The sequence below is a fragment of the Rhizobium etli 8C-3 genome (assembly GCF_001908375.1).
GTDB classification, from domain to species: Bacteria; Pseudomonadota; Alphaproteobacteria; order Rhizobiales; family Rhizobiaceae; genus Rhizobium; species Rhizobium etli_B.
The window spans coordinates 2,436,220-2,451,312 of the sequence record NZ_CP017241.1 but is presented as its reverse complement, the minus strand read 5'-3'; the positions used below and the strand labels follow the sequence as shown (position 1 = coordinate 2,451,312).

The window sequence follows — 15,093 nt, the reverse complement described above, 5'->3', positions numbered from 1 at the left end:
GGAGCAAGATTGGTCAGCGAGTTCAGAGATCCGCGGCGCGCAACATGGCTTTCAGCTGCGTTGTAAACGCCTGGCTCTAAGCCACCTTTGCCGCGAAGTATTCTGCCTTGGTCTACTTTCCGACTTCTGCTCGTGGGGGTTCAATGAAGGCGCCTGAGGCTCGCAGCCCGTTGAAGAACTTCTCCTGATCCTCCGGCCGTTGCAGGCGGAGCGTGATGTCTCGGCGAATATTGTTCATCAAGTCGGGTGCGTGGGCCGCCAGCCAATCCTGTTCCTGCTTGGCTTCGGCCATCTTTCCGGCCGCGCCGAGAATCGACAGGAGCACGAGGCGATGCATGGGATTGTATTGCAGATCGGACATGCGGGACCACAGCTCTGCGGCTTTCATGTCATTCCTCATGAAGGCGCACAATGCCATGCCGACTTCGTAGTATCCCTTTGGGCCGGCGTTCTTGTTGATCGCGCTGGAAACCAGCTCGCAGCCCGATTGCCACTTGCCGGACATCGCCAACCGCAAGCCGTACTCACCTGCGACTTCCGTGTCGCTGGGGTTCATGGCATAGGCGGCCGCGCCGGCCTGTAAGGCTTTGTCGATGTCGTCTTTGAAGAAGCTCACCAGCATGAGCGCCTGTAGGGCGCGCGCATTGTCGGGGGCAAGTGCCGCCGCCCGTTCCGCGGCACTTGAGGCGAGTTCGAGCGGCTGGGCCGGCGACGATGTGCCGAGCCTATGGCGAAACCTCATCTCATCCAGATAGGTGAGAGACAGAAGCGCCCAAGACGTGGCGCTATTGGGAAATCGCTGTGTCGCTCGTTGCAGGCAATCGAGAGCCGTGTCGTGACTGTGGGTGTTCATCGACCGGCGGTAGCTGTAGTAGGCGAGGGTGCAGGCGTAGGTGTCCCAATCTCCGCTCTGAGGCTGACGGGCGATCGTGCCGGTATCGGCCTGGAAAATGGCGCCATAGGGCAGAGCGACGGCGGTGGAAATCTGCTGTGCGATGTCGGCCTGAACCGCGAGCTTACTCTGAGTGCGAAGATCGGCATCATAGTTGTTTGCCCAGATCACGGCGCCGTCGGACTGGCGCACGAGCCGGGCGACAGAACGCAGCCGGCTCCCATCGAGCTGGACATTGCCTTGCAGTGCATATCCGGCCGCGGCAGTACGTCCTGTTCTCGACGGATCGGCGACAACTATGATGTCGTCGACCTTCGCGAGCTGGCTGATAACTTCGTCCCTCAAGCCATGCGCGATTTCAACGGCATTCGGGACGCCACTGCCTGCGAAAGCTTCTACGACAACCTTCGGCTCAGATGCTTCTCCTGGAGATCTTCCGGAAAGGGGGCCACGCGATACGAAAAGTGCAGGCGCAAAGGCGATGTAGAGAACCGCCGCGACGGTTACCAGAACAGCCCCCATGACCAGCGCCATCAGCAATATCGAAGGACGAGAGCCGGAAGATGCCTTCTCCTGATTGCCGGAGCCGATGCCTTGCGAAACATCCGGGCTTTGCGCTGGCGATGCCGCGCCTCGGGAATCGTGAGCGTATTCGAAATGCGGCACGTATCCGCCTTTTGGCACCGTTATTAATATGTCGTCTGCCTGCCCGGCGACAAGATAATAACGCTCCAGTGCTCTTCGTATCCGGCCGGCTTCGATCCGGACGACCGGATCATTCTGCGCATCGAATGAAACTTCCCGACCGAAGACCTCATTTGCAATGGTGAAGGCCTTCAAGAATTCCGACCGTCCTGCAAGGGTCTCGCTTACAATAAATTTCAGGAAGCTTCGACCGCGATTAGGCGAGTGAAACTCGTCACTTGAAAGAATTCGATCGACTTGCTGGCAGACTTCTTCGGCTGTCGGTCCGGGGTGGATTAAAGGATTGCCTTTTGCGCCGCTCATGGTCGCCCCCAGACAGATCACTCAATGATCTAAGTCTTTCCCACTACATCATATCCCAGAACAACGAGCGGCTGCAACAAATGCATTGGAAATCTATATCATGCTGGCGCGGGTTCGCCGCAACGGTCTGTTTGCGAGTGGTTGGGCGATCCCGTTTACGGTTATAACCATGCGCATGAGTTCCGCCAGATTGCGAGCTCCCATCTTGGCCATCACGTTGGCGCGATGGACTTCTACCGTCCGTGAACTGATGCCCAGATTGAACGCGATCATCTTGTTCTGCAGGCCATCGAGCACGCCAGACAGGACCTCGTGTTCGCGCTCAGTGAGCTGGCAAAGCCGAGACTCGACATTTTCAGTGCCGGCCGTTGCGCAGGACATCCGCTTCACAGCCGTTGCTCGGTTGATGGCCGCGATCAGCACGTCGTCTCTGAAGGGCATATCTATGCAGTCCGTCGCCCCCGCCTTCATTGCTTGAACAGCCGTTGCGACGTCACCGTGGCCAGTGATGACGATTGCTGGAATATCCGAACTGAAACGTCGCAGGCGCTCCAGCAAGCCTATGAGGTCCACGTGCGGCATGCGGAGGTCCACGACAACGCAGGCTCTTTCGGAGATGGAAACAACATCCAAAAACGCCTTTGCTGATTCATGCGCGCGCACGGCAAATCCTGCTGACACCAGCAAGAACGTCAAGGATCTTCTGGACGGCTCCTCGTCATCGACGAGATGGACTGTTAGGTCGTTGGCCATCAGTTGGGGTCTCCATCATCGGAAGCGAGAACGAGAAGATCGAACCCTTGGCCCGTGCCATTCATTCAGAGGGACGGCAGGCCGATGGTCGTGAAGTCACAGATGAGCCGCCTCCTGCTTCTAGACGCACGGGTCCTTACCTGATAGCAAGCGGCATCTTCACATCAGTTTGGCCTCCGCCCCCTTTTTCAGCAGACATGCACCGAGCCTTCTGCTCCAATCGTCCGAACGATGGCGCCTTTTCCGACTATGACGTACCGTTACGATCTTTGGACGGATGATCGGTGTAGCATCGTGTAATATCTGTTGGAGATGGGCTTTTCGAGGTGAGCAGACCGCTCTTTCATCATCGTGAACCTCGCGGGATGTTCAGGTCGGGGAGGAACGCGTGGCCTTGGGCCGCTTGCAGCTGGGGTTTGACTTACTCGGCGATCACCGAGAGCAGTGCGCCGCCACAGCTTGCCGCAAAGTAGGACGTGGATGCCTGCCGACCTTGCGGGGATCGAGCGCAGGAAGCGCAGGGCACAGCGCGTTCTGGCGCTGCGCAAGCGCGGATCGAGCCGCCACGCGAAGGCCCGCCGCGTTGCAGCCTTGCAGGCCCGTTCTGGCCGCATCCGGCAGATTGGCGGCACAAGGCCAGTCTTGATATCGCCCGTCGCTTCAAAACGGTCGTGCTGGAAATCCTCGCTACGGCCAAGATGTCGCGCAGCGCCAGGGGAACCATAGACGCGCCCGGAAGCGAACGTCTGCCAGAAGGCGGGGCTCAACCGGGTGATCCTCGAACAGGGCTGGCACGGCTTTGAAACCGTGTTGGCCTACAAACTCGAAGAACGGGGCGGATACCTGTGCAGGATCGATCCCGCCACACCTGGCAGACCTGTTCGGCCTGCCGAGCCGTGGACAGGGAAAGTCGCGAAAGCCAAACGTCTTTCCACTGTTGCCAATGCGGCTTGCGCGCCCATGCCGACCAAAATGGCGCAATCAACATCCTGCGTCGGAACATGGCGTCTGTGATCGTGAAAGAAGGGCAGCGGTTCTCCGTTGAAGCGACATCTTTCGGCAAAGCTTCGCGCGCCTCGGAAATCCGCCGCCTTCAAGCGAGGGAAGATGTAAACTATCTCGATTTCCATTGATCCGGCTCAATGCCGCCGCTTTGCGGTTGGGCTAAGTTATAGGCAAAGGGTGCATGATCTTTCGAGGAGTAGGTAAGATGAGAAATCCTGCCCTGGCTGTTGGAATTGTGTCCGCTGCGGCGATGATGACCTCGCTGGAGCCTGTCAGCGCTCAACAGACTCGTCAGGAATATCGAAGGATGAATTGGGCTGAAAACCTGCCGGAAGCGGTCAGGACATTTCAAAACAGGCGATTCACAATCGTCAGCTATCGCACCGCCAACGAAACCGGACACCACCCGTCGCCTGGCAGTGCACAGCAGGTGGAGGCAATCCGAGCTGCAGCCCGGTCAAACCAGTGGCTCGTTGGTCAGTTGAGGGCCAAGAGGCTGACGCCCAACGACATCGAGTGGGTAACACGGGCCCGCAATGGCAATATGGTTTTCTACGTAGAATGAGCGATCGCTAGTATCCAAGGAGAGATTTCCGCGGGACAGGCGAAAGGCGGTTGGGACATCGTCCTGCCAAGCGCGCTGTTATTTTTGCTGCAGCCTTACTTGGCCCATGCGCCGGTCCAAGCGAAGGACTGGAGGTCCTGGGTTGTGGGACGAAATGAGCTACGCTCACGCCCGGACTGTCGCTCATGCATCGTCGCGATGAGGTATCCGGTGATGTGGCAATCAGTCGTCAGAGCTCCATTCGAGCAAGATATAGAGCTCGCCGTGATCGACGAGGAAGGCGTTCATGCGTTGGTCTTCCCGTGCCAGCGCATCCCCCACGCCTGGGTAAACGCCATGACCGGCGAAATTCTTGACGTTCATCCGACCCATTGGCGCGCGTGGCTTGTCCAACAATTCTATAATGTCAGCGTGCATTGACGCGAACTGACGCGGCGGCGCGGTCAGCCTGACGTCGGCAATGAGATCGGTGCCGCGATCGGATACGAGAGCGCCAATCGCCGGGCTTGCGATTGTCTTCACTGCCGTTGCCGACAATGCTTGGCGGCATGTTTGGGTTGTCGACGCACTGGAGCGTTCGAAAGCAAGGCCGCCCGAAAGAAGAGAGATTGATCAGGGAATATGAGTAGCTCTGCCGGAGATAGAGCAAGAGGTTTTGACCTATCGTAATCGTGGTAAGCCTTGGGGCTCGGCCTTCAGTCTTTATTGCAACAAGCACTGAATGAATTCAATCTGCTTTGACGCCCTCCAGCTTGCCGTTTGCCATCATCTCCGCAGTATTTTGGGATGCCGTTGATCCTTCTGGCGGCCAAGCCCAGGCTCGCAGCAATTCGTAGAAAACGCTGAGTACGATCGGCCCAAGGAACAGACCCAGCAGACCATGTGACAGGGTGCCGCCTATCACGCCAATCAGGATCACCGGCATCGGGGTCGTAAGACCTCGCGCCATCAAGATTGGTTTCAAGACGTTGTCCACGACCATGATGGGAAGCGTCACGATGGTAAAGGCGAACGCGATGGATGTCGGCCAGGAGATCCACGCCCAAACGATTGCAGGAAGCAGTATGAGTGCGGGGCCGAGCTGTATTACGCAGAGGACAAAGACGAGAAAGGTCAATGCCCCGCGTGCAGGGATGCCGAAGAAGGCAAAGCATAATCCGCAGAGGAGCGTCTGCAGAAGGGCCACACCGATGACACCCCGCGAAACATTTCGAACCGTAGTGCCCGCTAAACGCGCAAAGCCAACGCCCTTGTCGCCGGCAATCCTGCTTGCTAGCACCTTGATCGCTGCAGCCATTCGATCCGACATGGTGAGAAAGATTCCCGAGAGAATGATCGAGGCGACGAAACTCAATACGCCACCACCGATGGATGCAAGCTTTGCGACAATGACGCCGGTAACCTCGCGAATCGGCGCTTGAAACTTCATGATGGTCGAACCCAAATTGCTGGCGACCTGGTTCCAGGCAGCTTGAATGCGCTCCCCGACGACGGGCCAGTCGCGGATGGTTTCGGGCAAGGGTGGTAATGCGAAGTTGTCTGCCTTCAGCTTGCTGACAAGCGCCTGGATCGCATCGGCGAAGCTGGTGAGGACAAGCGCCAATGGCGCGATGATGAGAACGAGGCAGGCCACAACCACGACCGTGGCGGCAATGACCGGCCGGCTTCCGAGTAGTCGAGAAAGTGCTTCGAACATCGGAAAGAGCGCCACCGCAAGGATTGCCGACCATACGACGATCAGCGCGAAAGGTGCGATGAGAACCATGGTCCAATAGGCAAAAATTCCAATGATGCCCAACCTGACAAGGTCGCTTACTCTTGCTTCGATCGAAATCTGCCCCAAGTCGGTTTGCGGTGTCGTATTGCTTGCCTGCTCCATTGTCGCATCCCGTCTTCCGCATTCCGATCGAGCCTTTTAGGATGTCACATCGGGCACGACGTGACGGATACTACGATCCTCGACGAAGCCTGAAGGCCGCTTCTGGCGCTTTCCGAGATCCGGCGCATCGAACTTCAGTCGTTCATAGGGGATGGATTGCAGTATGTGCGAAATGCAGTTGATCCTGGCGCGATCCTTGTCGTCGGAAGGTACGATCCACCAAGGCGCGTGGTTGCTGTCGGTCATCCGCAGCATCTCGTCATAGGCGCGTGTATAATCCCACCAGCGCTGATAGGATTCGACATCCATCGGGCTGAGCTTCCACTGTCTCAGCGGATCGTCGATCCGGCGCTTGAAGCGACGTTCCTGTTCCTCCTCGCTGACCGTTAGGAAATATTTGAGCAGGATGACACCGCTTTCGACGATTGCAGCTTCGAAGCGAGGCGCGAGTTCAAGAAAGCGCTGCGCCTTCTTCTCGCTAGCGAATCCCATCACGCGGTCAACGCCGGCCCGGTTGTACCAGCTACGGTCGAAGATCACGATCTCGCCCGCCGCAGGCAGGTGCGCTATGTAGCGCTGCATGTAGATCTGCGACTTTTCGCGATCGTTGGGAGCGGGCAAGGCAACGACACGAAACACCCGTGGGCTGACCTTCTCTGTTATCCTCTTGATCATGCCGCCCTTGCCGGCGGCGTCACGCCCTTCGAAGATGATGACGATTCGGGCGCCCGATTTCTTCACCCATGCCTGCAGATGCGCCAACTCTACCTGCCGCCGCCTGAGTTCCTTATCGTAGTCCCATGTCTTTTTCTTCTTTTTGTCCTTGCCATTGTGGCGTGCTTCTCGATCAACAGGTCCAGGCTCGTAGTTCTCGTCCATGGCTCTACCTCCTTCGCGCTCTAACGTTCGTTGCTTGCTGATGCATTGCCTGCCTGACCGAACCTGCCAGTCAGCGCCCTCAGGGCTTCTTCTCTGCCATTGAAAAGGTTGTCAGGGCCGATCGCCTTGATGACTCCCGCGCGTTCGAGAATGTCGCGGCCTTCCTCGCTAAGGTCGGCGACCGCGAAGATGATATTCCGCGCTTCGAGGATCTTGGCCACGGCGTCCAACGCGGCCGCCCCGGTGCTATCGATATGCGTGATGGCGCTGGCATCCAGCACGAAGCATTTGGTCCCGGCGACGAGCTCCTTGGCAACTGCAGACAGCCGCAGGCGCACATAATCGGCGTTGTAGAACAGGACGCTTCCCTGAATCGCGAAGACCGCTGCTTCCTCGACGGGACGAGCTTCCGGAAAGCGGGCGAGGTCGAAGAAACCGTGCCGGCCGTCGATGCGACCAAGAAGTCCATCGCGCGGAAACATCGTCTTGCGCAAAAGATAGACGAGGGTTGCGGCAACGGCGACGATCACGCCGTTGAGAACGCCGAAGCTGATTGCACCCCACATGGCGATCAGTGAAAAGACGAATTCCATGCGGCTGATCCGCCAGATCTTCCTGAGTTCGTGAACATCGATGAGGCTGATGGCCGCCGATGCCAGGATGGCGGCGAGCGCGGGAATCGGAAGTATGCGCAGGGCGCTCTGGAGGAAAACAAGTGCTGCAACCAGCGTAGCGGCCGAAACCAGCCCTGCAACTTGCGATACGCCGCCGGTAGCTAGGTTTATGGCGGTTCTCGAATCCGACATGCTGACGGGAAAGGAGCCGAACAGGCCCGGTGCGATATTGGCGGCGCCAAGGCCGATCAGCTCCTGATTTGCATCGACCTCTTCGCCGCTGCGCGACCCAAAGCTTCTTGCGGTCACGATGCCGGCGCCGAAGCTCACCACAAAGATCGCAGTCGACCCAAGCACGATCTTGTCGAGAGGCATCGCTAAAATCGCCGGCAGGGAAAGCGACGGCAGCCCGCTCGGGATGTCGCCTACGACAGCGATGCCATGCCCACTAAAATCGAAGATCGCGGAAAAAACGACCGACACGACGACAACCAGAACGGGACCGGGAATCCTGAATTGGAAGGCGCGCACGAACCACAACAATGCGAACATGAGCAGGCCGAAGAGTAACGACGGCCAGTGGATCGAAGCGCTCTTTCCGAGGATCTCGACGAGCGGCGGGATCAATCCGTCCGACTCGATCTTCACCCCGGTGAAGCGGCCGATCTGCCCGACAAGGATGGAAAGCGATACACCCGCGAAGAACCCAACTAGGATGGGACGGGACAAAAAGCTTGCCATGACGCCGACCCTCAGCAGTTTCGCTGCAATGCAGAACACACCTACGCCAAGGGCAAGTGCCGATGCGATGGCAACCGGCTCGAGGTTGGAGGAAGCAGGCTCGGCGGCGATGATGACACCCATCGCAGCCGCAAGCACGGTCATGGTTGCTGCATCAGGTCCGACGATCAGGAGCCGGGAAGGACCGAAGATCGCATAGGCGATCGGAGCAACGATGCTCGCGTAAATGCCGGTTTCGGGCGGTAGACCGGCGATCGCCGGATAGGCGATGGCGCTCGGCAGGCCGACCGCAGCAATCGACAGTCCCGCCGGAATATCGCGGCGGAGCCAGCTGCGTTCAAAACCGGCCAAGCCGCGCAACATCGGAAGACTGCGTAACACCCCGCGGCTCCTCGTTCCTTCGTTATGTTTCTTTGCGCCTCTCCCGGCGTTGCATTCGCGTCGTCGGTGGTCGAAGCGATCGGCGGGTCCGTTTCAGTGCTCCAGGAACACGAAGTTCATCCAACTGCTCATGCGCAGAAGCACCTTGCGGAGAATTGCAACGTGGTGCCAGTGGTGGGTGTAGACCGCGACCTCCGCGACCACGCCGCCTGGCAGTTGGTAACCGTCCGTGCTTTCAAGCAATGCGATACGCGCCAGCGTCTGGCCGGGCGCTATGCGCTCGGGTGATTGCGGATCGATCAACGCGCCGCTCGGCTGTAGCTGGCCCTGGGCCATGACGTCGATGACTTCCTCGACCTTTGCCTTGAAAATCTTGCCAGGTACCGCCTTGAAGGCCACCTCGGCCTCGTCACCGACGCGGACACGCTGCAGGGAGTTCTGGATGAAGGCCGCACCGAGCATCCGATCCTCGCTGTTGATGAAGACCATCACCGGCCGCAGCGGGAGTGGGTTCGCCATCATGCCGGGGCGGAGAAAAACTTGAGTTACATGGCCATCGCTTGGCGCGCGAACGGTCGTCTGGTCGAGCTCATACTCGGCGTTCTTCAATTCGGCCTGCAGCCTTGCAACAGTCGGGTTCGTTCCGTTGATCTTGGACTCATAGGCGAGCCTTGCCTGCACCGCCTGTGCGCGTGCAGTATCGACCGCAGCCTCCGCGGTGAGATAGATGCCGCGCCGGTTCTCGACCTCGAGCTCGGAATACACAGCTCCCCTGCCGCTCGATTTTGAGTTCTCGTTCGATTGCTGGAACTTCTCGAAGGCCTGCAGCGACCGATCCCGCGAGGCTTCCGCACCGGTTACGCTCGAGTTGGCGGCGTCGAGCGCGGCTTTCAACTGGCGGACTGTTTGCTCGGCTTCCGCGAGCGCGGCTTGCTTCTGATCGACGGTGTACTGATAGGGGCGGGGATCGATGCGAAAAAGAACATCCCCCTTCTTCAAGGGTCTATTCGGCGTGACCGGGACCTCAACAACCTGACCACCGACCACCGGGATGACAGGAGCGGACGTGAAATAGATGCGTCCATCGCTCGTGTATGGATGATTGTAGCTCATCAGCAGAAGAAGGGAGGAAATGAGGAAGATTCCGCCGAGGACGGCAGTCGCAAGCGTCCATTGGTTGACGGGAATTTTGAATATCTTGAATATTGTCCAGCAGATCGCCGCGTAGGTAAGTATGAGCAGAAGGTCCATCAGGCGTTCTCCTTCTCCGGTGCTTGCTCCAGCGCTTGCCCCTCAAGTTCTGCTATCCGCATGTGCAGACGGGCAATCTCCTCATTCGCCTCGACCTTTTCAGACAGCTTTCCATCCTGGCGAATGCCCCAGCCGCGGTCTTCGCGGTAGAGCGTTGCCCAGATGAAAAGAAACGGCCAAATGGCATGAAGCGTGAAAAGACTGACCCATCCCGCGACGTGTATCGCGTCCTGATGAGGATGATTTCGCCCCTTGGCTATCAGATGCGGAATGTCGTGGATCGCGATCACCGCGTAAAACAAGGTGATGACGACGAAGATAAGCACGCCCAAAGCAAAGTAGTCGAGAAACACGGCTCCTCCTTTTCGGCTTGGCCCAGCCGAGCCGTTCGGTCGCAAGCGACAGCGCAATAGTAGACCCGCTTTGGCGCAAAGGCCCGTAGCATCGCGTAAACTCTATCGATGCGAGGCAGGTGCATCGCCGCTGAAGGATGAGCCTGAATGGCCAGCGCATAGCCGCAGTGGAACCTGCCCGGAGCGAGAAAAGCCGACCCGCCGTAAGATCGCGTAAGTTACGCCACTGCGCGCAGCAGGCGTTATATGATGTGACATCTGCTTAACGCGTTTCGATGGCGGAGGCGGGCATGACCTCGGGAGAAAGCAACTCGACCCATTTGTCCGTTCTGGAAACGGCCGAGGCTCATTTCCCTGACCAAAAGAGGCTGGTGCAGCAACTTGCTTATGAAAATGAGGAGTTTCACAGCATGTGCGAGGATCTGGCTGCCGCAGCGGAAGCCTTGTTAAATGTGGAACGCCTGCCAGACAGCCTGCGGGAAGCACGGCGCCAAGAATATGCCGCCTTGGTCGACGCCCTTTTAAAGGAAATGGAAGAGGCGCTCGCGCAGTCGAAAATCGTGGTGCTCAGGCGGCCTCCGGCCACCGGACCAAGGTCTTCGTGAGGCATGCATCATGGCAATCGGTTTGATTAGAGGAGATCGATGCGCAATGAAAGCAATTTCCCGCAGGCTGCTCGGCGGACTGTCAGCCCTCGCAATCATGTCGTTGCATCCAGGACCGGTGGCGTACTCCCAGACACCGACGCCCACGCCGAAGCCCGCGCCTGCGCAGACCGTCAACGCCGAAGCCGACCTTCTTTCAGAGGACGAGCTCGAGGTTCTTGTGGCGCGTATAGCGCTTTATCCGGATGAACTTGTCGCCGCGATCTCGGCGGCTTCACTGTTTCCGCTACAGGTCGTGGAGGCATCCCGCTTCCTTGAGGCCAAAAAGAAGGAGACCAATCTCAAGCCAAAGGACGATTGGGACGGCAGCGTGATCTCGCTTCTGAATTATCCCGATGTCGTCAAGATGATGAGCGACGACCTCGACTGGACCCAGTCGCTGGCCGAAGCCCTCACCAATCAGCAGAAGGACGTCCTGATCGCAATCCAGCAGCTTCGCGACGAAGCAGTGGCGAAGGACATCATCGAGACGGACGATAAGCTCACTGTCGTCACGGAAAACGAAAACATCGTCATCCGACCGACTGATCCGCAGAAGGTCTACATCCCGCAATATCCACCCGAAATGCTGTATGAACCCGGCTACGCAGTCGAGCCGATCTCCTATTATCCCGACTCCTACGACAGCTACTACTATCCGGGCGCGGCATTCTTCGCCGCTGCGATCACCGGGATTGCCTGGGGAGCGATCGTCAACTGGGACGACTGGGGCGTATGGGGTGGCGATTGGGACGGCGATATCGACGTCGACTGCAACAACTGCTTCAACGACCGGAACTTCAACGGCAAGGTCAAGTGGAATGACATCGACTGGACGAACGTAGACCGGAGCAAGCTGAGCATCGGAAAGGATCAGATTGCCAATCTCGATCGTTCGGCAATCAAATCCAGTCTCCAGTCCGACAACCGCAACCAGCTCAAGAACAAGGTCAGCAATCGCCAAGGCAATGTCAGGCCTGGCACCAGGGACATCAGCGCCCGGGCCGATGATATCCGCAAGGGCACGGTCCAGGGCTTGAAGGCAAATCCGGGATCGGCGGGAAATCGCGCCGCCAATAGACCGAGCACGACGCGTCCCGATGCTCGTCCAGGCAGTTCCGGCAATCGCCAGGCGAGCGCGGCCAGCCGTCCGTCAAAACCGGCTAACGTAAAAAAGAAGTCAAACGCACCAAAGATGGCAGCGCGATCCGACAACAGATCACGCCAGCAAAGTGCCCTCGGCAACGTGCAGTCGGGCCGCCGCGAAGCGGTTGCTTCCAAGCGAGGAGGGCAGAGCATGGGAGGAGGGCATCGCGGTGCGCCTCGCGTCGCCAGTCGTCCGCCCCCGAGAATGCACGGTGGTGGTGGCCGCGGCGGCGGCCGTGGTGGCGGTGGCCGCGGCGGCGGCCGGCGGTAAATTCCCAGCTTTTCAGGTTACCGGAGACAAAATCATGAGACTACGGTTGAGATTGATCCCGCTGCTGCTCGGAACCGCGCTCTCGCTGGCTTTCGCCGGCCCATCCGCCACCCAGATGCAGACGAACCTCTCGGAGTTCGCGGCCGGAACTCCGCCGTCGTTCGACGATCCATCGGCAGCTCTCCAGCGATTCAAGGCGGTGCTGAGCAATGATGATCTCGACGGCTTGGCAAATCTTCTTGGGCTGGATGCCGCCAAGCTGCGCTCCAGCAAGGAGGCCATGATAAGCTATGGTCTCATCCGCGAGGGCGCCGCGCGGCAATTGCGCCTTCAGGCCGTGGGAGACCGCCAGATCGTTGAAGTGGGAGAAGTCTTGTGGCCGCTGCCCTTCCCCTTGTCGCAGGACAAGGACGGCAAGTGGGCATTCGATACCGAGGTCGGGCTGCAGGAAATCGTCAACCGTCGCATCGGCGAGAATGAACTCGCAACGATTCAGACAATGCAGGAATATGTCACGGCCCAGCGCGAATATGCGTCCGAGGACCGGGATGGCGATGGCGTTTACGAGTATGCCGAGAAGCTGATCAGCAGTCCCGGCAAGGTGGACGGGCTTTACTGGGACCCGAGCGTGCATGGTGAGGAAAGCCCGGCAAGCGCTCTGATCGAGACCGCCGCCTTCGACAGAGCCAAGCGGGGCGAGGGTTACTACGGGTATCGCTATCGCATCCTGACGAGGCAGGGAGACAATGTTCTCGGCGGCAAGCAAAGCTATATCGTCAACGGCAACATGACTGGCGGCTTTGCGCTGCTCGCCTGGCCGGTCAAATATCGGGTAACCGGCGTGCAGACCTTTATCATCAACAGTGTGAGCGTCATCTACCAACGCGACCTGGGACCGCAGACGGAGGATCGGGCAGCGGCGATCAAGGACTTCAATCCCGACTCCGACTGGACTGTCGTCAGCGACTAGCGCTTTCGACGAAACCGCACGCGAACGAGCACAGCGCGACAATGGCCCCTTGCCATCGTGTCATTGGGTCACTCGATGGGCGGTGCCCACGTCAGGAAGAAGCCGACCTCGCCCGGCATACCACCTGGAAAATTGATGATTGCCGCCTTCAGTCCGTAGCCCTGAGGTTTTGCAACCTCCTCAAAGAGCTCGTACAGTTCCTTCGCCTTTCCCTGGAGCGTCTTTTGCCAGCCCGGAAGGTTATTGTTTATGGCACGGCCGCTATCGGTGCAGAAACTCGAAGGGAAACTGTAGATCATCGCCTCGTACTTTCCGTCGGTGGCCGCCTTCATCACGAGCCGCTTTATGACGGTGCGCTCATTTTCACTGATATGCTTGCGGAAAAAGTCCTCCACAAACTCGGAATGCTTCTTCGCCTCGCGCGCCTTGATCTTGTCGTCGCGCTCCATTTCTTTGAGTTGAAGTTCAAGGGCTCGTTTGCGCAGCTCTTCCGCGCTTAATGGATGGGATGCAGACGTCTCGGTTGATGTCATCGCCATGGCCTCCAAAGTTTGAGAGATGATAGGGCGACTGAAGCCGCTAAGGCAGTAAAATACGCGTCCGTGGAGGTAGCATACGGTATGTTACGTGGAACCACGGCGCCAAATCATCAAACTATATTGACGCAAAAAATAGGTGGACTGAATGGGGGCTCGGACTTGGTCTTGTTTCCAAGGCTCTGATCCGTCGACATTCTTGACGGCGCCGGAGCTTGTGGGCAGTGGGAATTGCTAGTCCCTCCGACCCTTAATCCGCGCTCGAAGGTTCGAGCCACATCAGCCACCATTTTCCCTATTGATGGCGGGCTTTCGGTATAACAAACCCGTTATAACGAACAAACATTTTGTGAGGCGACCGTTTTGCTGCGCGCCGCCTCACCGGCTTAAAGCATGCTATCAGGCCACTCGGACTGCTGTTACCAACGTCTAGGCGTGAGCGTGGGGATGATGAACATCCCAGACTGCCCATAGCGAGATCGCCGCGACGAGCACTCCCATGATGATGGCTGTCCACATCGCGCCTGCGCTTGCCGTAAAACCGAGCGCCCATGGCGAGGCAATCAACCATAGGCCGACGACCAGGTTTGCCCATTCCTCCCATTCGGCGAAAGCCGAAAGCGCCGTAATCGCCAGGGCGCCGAGGATAATGCCGACGATCCATGCGTTCCAGGTCGGCGCGGCTTCGGCCGCAAAGCCGATAACCCATGGCGAGATGAACAAGCATACCGCCAGGACCAGGTTTGCCCAATCCTGTATCTTTCTTCCTTCCATCAGTGTGTTTGGCATAACAACCTCCCAACATGATGCCTATCAAGCATCATTCCTGCGTGCACTGCACGCCTATTCATATAAGTAATTTCTGATATGCGTCATTCAAGTGGCTGCGCCAAGGGGGCACCCGGATCGATGACGATCTTCGTATTCATGGTTTGGGACGGAATACCGGAGTTGTTCGACCCACGGCATTGATTTTGCCGTTTTGTGTAACATGTTCACGGCATTGCCAATTTCAGTCAGGGGAAACCGATGCCGAAATCCGTGTTTGCCTACGCCTGCCTCGCCGCGCTGCTGCTTTCGTCTTGCGGAAACACGGCCTGGGGCCTGAAGCGTGACGGCCAGGAAGCGAGCCGCGCCATGGACGACGCGTCGCATCGCGTGCTGTCCGCTGGTTCGAAAAAGAGGTAGATGTTGGGTCAGGCGAG

Annotated in this window: 16 protein-coding genes; 6 read left to right on the top strand and 10 right to left on the bottom strand. The window is 58.3% G+C overall.

Annotation, left to right across the window (positions count from 1 at the left end):
* Positions 1-112: 112 nt before the first annotated feature.
* Complete coding sequence (locus AM571_RS12415) at positions 113-1,900, bottom strand: hypothetical protein (protein WP_074061663.1); 1,788 nt, start codon at positions 1,898-1,900, stop codon at positions 113-115.
* A 93-nt stretch (positions 1,901-1,993) separates the two neighbouring features.
* On the bottom strand, positions 1,994-2,653 hold the full coding sequence (locus tag AM571_RS12410; RefSeq protein WP_074061662.1) for a response regulator transcription factor: 660 nt from the start codon (positions 2,651-2,653) through the stop codon (positions 1,994-1,996).
* A gap of 845 nt (positions 2,654-3,498) precedes the next feature.
* Between AM571_RS12410 and AM571_RS38350 the strand changes: the two genes are divergently transcribed.
* Positions 3,499-3,786: a zinc ribbon domain-containing protein gene (locus AM571_RS38350; RefSeq protein ID WP_074061661.1), complete on the top strand. Its 288-nt coding sequence runs from the start codon at positions 3,499-3,501 to the stop codon at positions 3,784-3,786.
* A 77-nt stretch (positions 3,787-3,863) separates the two neighbouring features.
* Positions 3,864-4,223, top strand: coding sequence for a hypothetical protein (locus AM571_RS12400; protein ID WP_074063215.1), 360 nt, complete (start codon positions 3,864-3,866; stop codon positions 4,221-4,223).
* 222 nt (positions 4,224-4,445) lie between these two features.
* Here AM571_RS12400 and AM571_RS38155 read toward each other — a convergent pair whose 3' ends face one another.
* The 6 genes from AM571_RS38155 to AM571_RS12370 all read right to left on the bottom strand — a co-directional run bounded on the left by AM571_RS38155 (position 4,446) and on the right by AM571_RS12370 (position 10,321).
* Positions 4,446-4,745: a hypothetical protein gene (locus tag AM571_RS38155; RefSeq protein ID WP_074061660.1), complete on the bottom strand. Its 300-nt coding sequence runs from the start codon at positions 4,743-4,745 to the stop codon at positions 4,446-4,448.
* Positions 4,746-4,950: 205 nt separating this feature from the next.
* Positions 4,951-6,102 (bottom strand): AI-2E family transporter, encoded by a 1,152-nt coding sequence (locus tag AM571_RS12390; RefSeq protein WP_074061659.1) that lies wholly within the window; start codon positions 6,100-6,102, stop codon positions 4,951-4,953.
* A 36-nt stretch (positions 6,103-6,138) separates the two neighbouring features.
* Positions 6,139-6,981, bottom strand: coding sequence for a polyphosphate kinase 2 (gene ppk2, locus AM571_RS12385; RefSeq protein WP_074061658.1), 843 nt, complete (start codon positions 6,979-6,981; stop codon positions 6,139-6,141).
* A 20-nt stretch (positions 6,982-7,001) separates the two neighbouring features.
* Positions 7,002-8,699, bottom strand: coding sequence for a SulP family inorganic anion transporter (locus AM571_RS12380; protein ID WP_420493384.1), 1,698 nt, complete (start codon positions 8,697-8,699; stop codon positions 7,002-7,004).
* 111 nt (positions 8,700-8,810) lie between these two features.
* Positions 8,811-9,968 carry an HlyD family secretion protein gene (locus AM571_RS12375; protein ID WP_074061656.1) on the bottom strand — a complete coding sequence of 386 codons (1,158 nt, stop codon included), beginning with the start codon at positions 9,966-9,968 and terminating at the stop codon, positions 8,811-8,813.
* Positions 9,968-10,321, bottom strand: coding sequence for a DUF3302 domain-containing protein (locus tag AM571_RS12370; protein WP_074061655.1), 354 nt, complete (start codon positions 10,319-10,321; stop codon positions 9,968-9,970). Before AM571_RS12370 ends, AM571_RS12375 begins: the two co-directional genes overlap by 1 nt.
* 290 nt (positions 10,322-10,611) lie before the next feature.
* Between AM571_RS12370 and AM571_RS12365 the strand changes: the two genes are divergently transcribed.
* The 3 genes from AM571_RS12365 to AM571_RS12355 are packed head-to-tail and all read left to right on the top strand — an operon-like array spanning position 10,612 to position 13,352.
* Positions 10,612-10,926 carry a hypothetical protein gene (locus tag AM571_RS12365; RefSeq protein WP_074061654.1) on the top strand — a complete coding sequence of 105 codons (315 nt, stop codon included), beginning with the start codon at positions 10,612-10,614 and terminating at the stop codon, positions 10,924-10,926.
* A gap of 46 nt (positions 10,927-10,972) precedes the next feature.
* A complete protein-coding gene (locus tag AM571_RS12360) occupies positions 10,973-12,382 on the top strand; it encodes a DUF3300 domain-containing protein (RefSeq protein ID WP_074061653.1) in 1,410 nt (469 codons plus the stop codon).
* 34 nt (positions 12,383-12,416) lie between these two features.
* Positions 12,417-13,352 (top strand): DUF2950 family protein, encoded by a 936-nt coding sequence (locus AM571_RS12355; RefSeq protein ID WP_074063214.1) that lies wholly within the window; start codon positions 12,417-12,419, stop codon positions 13,350-13,352.
* A 68-nt stretch (positions 13,353-13,420) separates the two neighbouring features.
* Here AM571_RS12355 and AM571_RS12350 read toward each other — a convergent pair whose 3' ends face one another.
* Together AM571_RS12350 and AM571_RS12345 are read right to left on the bottom strand one after the other, a co-directional pair.
* On the bottom strand, positions 13,421-13,885 hold the full coding sequence (locus AM571_RS12350) for a hypothetical protein (RefSeq protein ID WP_196776332.1): 465 nt from the start codon (positions 13,883-13,885) through the stop codon (positions 13,421-13,423).
* A 432-nt stretch (positions 13,886-14,317) separates the two neighbouring features.
* On the bottom strand, positions 14,318-14,677 hold the full coding sequence (locus AM571_RS12345; protein WP_074061651.1) for an SPW repeat protein: 360 nt from the start codon (positions 14,675-14,677) through the stop codon (positions 14,318-14,320).
* Between the two features lie 240 nt (positions 14,678-14,917).
* On the opposite strand from AM571_RS12345, the gene AM571_RS12340 reads away from it, so the two are divergent.
* On the top strand, positions 14,918-15,076 hold the full coding sequence (locus AM571_RS12340; protein ID WP_074061650.1) for an entericidin: 159 nt from the start codon (positions 14,918-14,920) through the stop codon (positions 15,074-15,076).
* Positions 15,077-15,093 lie beyond the last annotated feature (17 nt).

Coding starts and splice junctions, on each gene's coding strand:
- AM571_RS12415 (WP_074061663.1), bottom strand. CDS start 1,900: ATGAGCGGCGCAAAAGGCAATCCTTTAATCCACCCCGGACCGACAGCC.
- AM571_RS12410 (WP_074061662.1), bottom strand. CDS start 2,653: ATGGCCAACGACCTAACAGTCCATCTCGTCGATGACGAGGAGCCGTCC.
- AM571_RS12400 (WP_074063215.1), top strand. CDS start 3,864: ATGAGAAATCCTGCCCTGGCTGTTGGAATTGTGTCCGCTGCGGCGATG.
- AM571_RS12390 (WP_074061659.1), bottom strand. CDS start 6,102: ATGGAGCAGGCAAGCAATACGACACCGCAAACCGACTTGGGGCAGATT.
- ppk2 (WP_074061658.1), bottom strand. CDS start 6,981: ATGGACGAGAACTACGAGCCTGGACCTGTTGATCGAGAAGCACGCCAC.
- AM571_RS12380 (WP_420493384.1), bottom strand. CDS start 8,699: ATGTTGCGCGGCTTGGCCGGTTTTGAACGCAGCTGGCTCCGCCGCGAT.
- AM571_RS12375 (WP_074061656.1), bottom strand. CDS start 9,968: ATGGACCTTCTGCTCATACTTACCTACGCGGCGATCTGCTGGACAATA.
- AM571_RS12365 (WP_074061654.1), top strand. CDS start 10,612: ATGACCTCGGGAGAAAGCAACTCGACCCATTTGTCCGTTCTGGAAACG.
- AM571_RS12360 (WP_074061653.1), top strand. CDS start 10,973: ATGAAAGCAATTTCCCGCAGGCTGCTCGGCGGACTGTCAGCCCTCGCA.
- AM571_RS12355 (WP_074063214.1), top strand. CDS start 12,417: ATGAGACTACGGTTGAGATTGATCCCGCTGCTGCTCGGAACCGCGCTC.
- AM571_RS12350 (WP_196776332.1), bottom strand. CDS start 13,885: ATGACATCAACCGAGACGTCTGCATCCCATCCATTAAGCGCGGAAGAG.
- AM571_RS12345 (WP_074061651.1), bottom strand. CDS start 14,677: ATGCCAAACACACTGATGGAAGGAAGAAAGATACAGGATTGGGCAAAC.
- AM571_RS12340 (WP_074061650.1), top strand. CDS start 14,918: ATGCCGAAATCCGTGTTTGCCTACGCCTGCCTCGCCGCGCTGCTGCTT.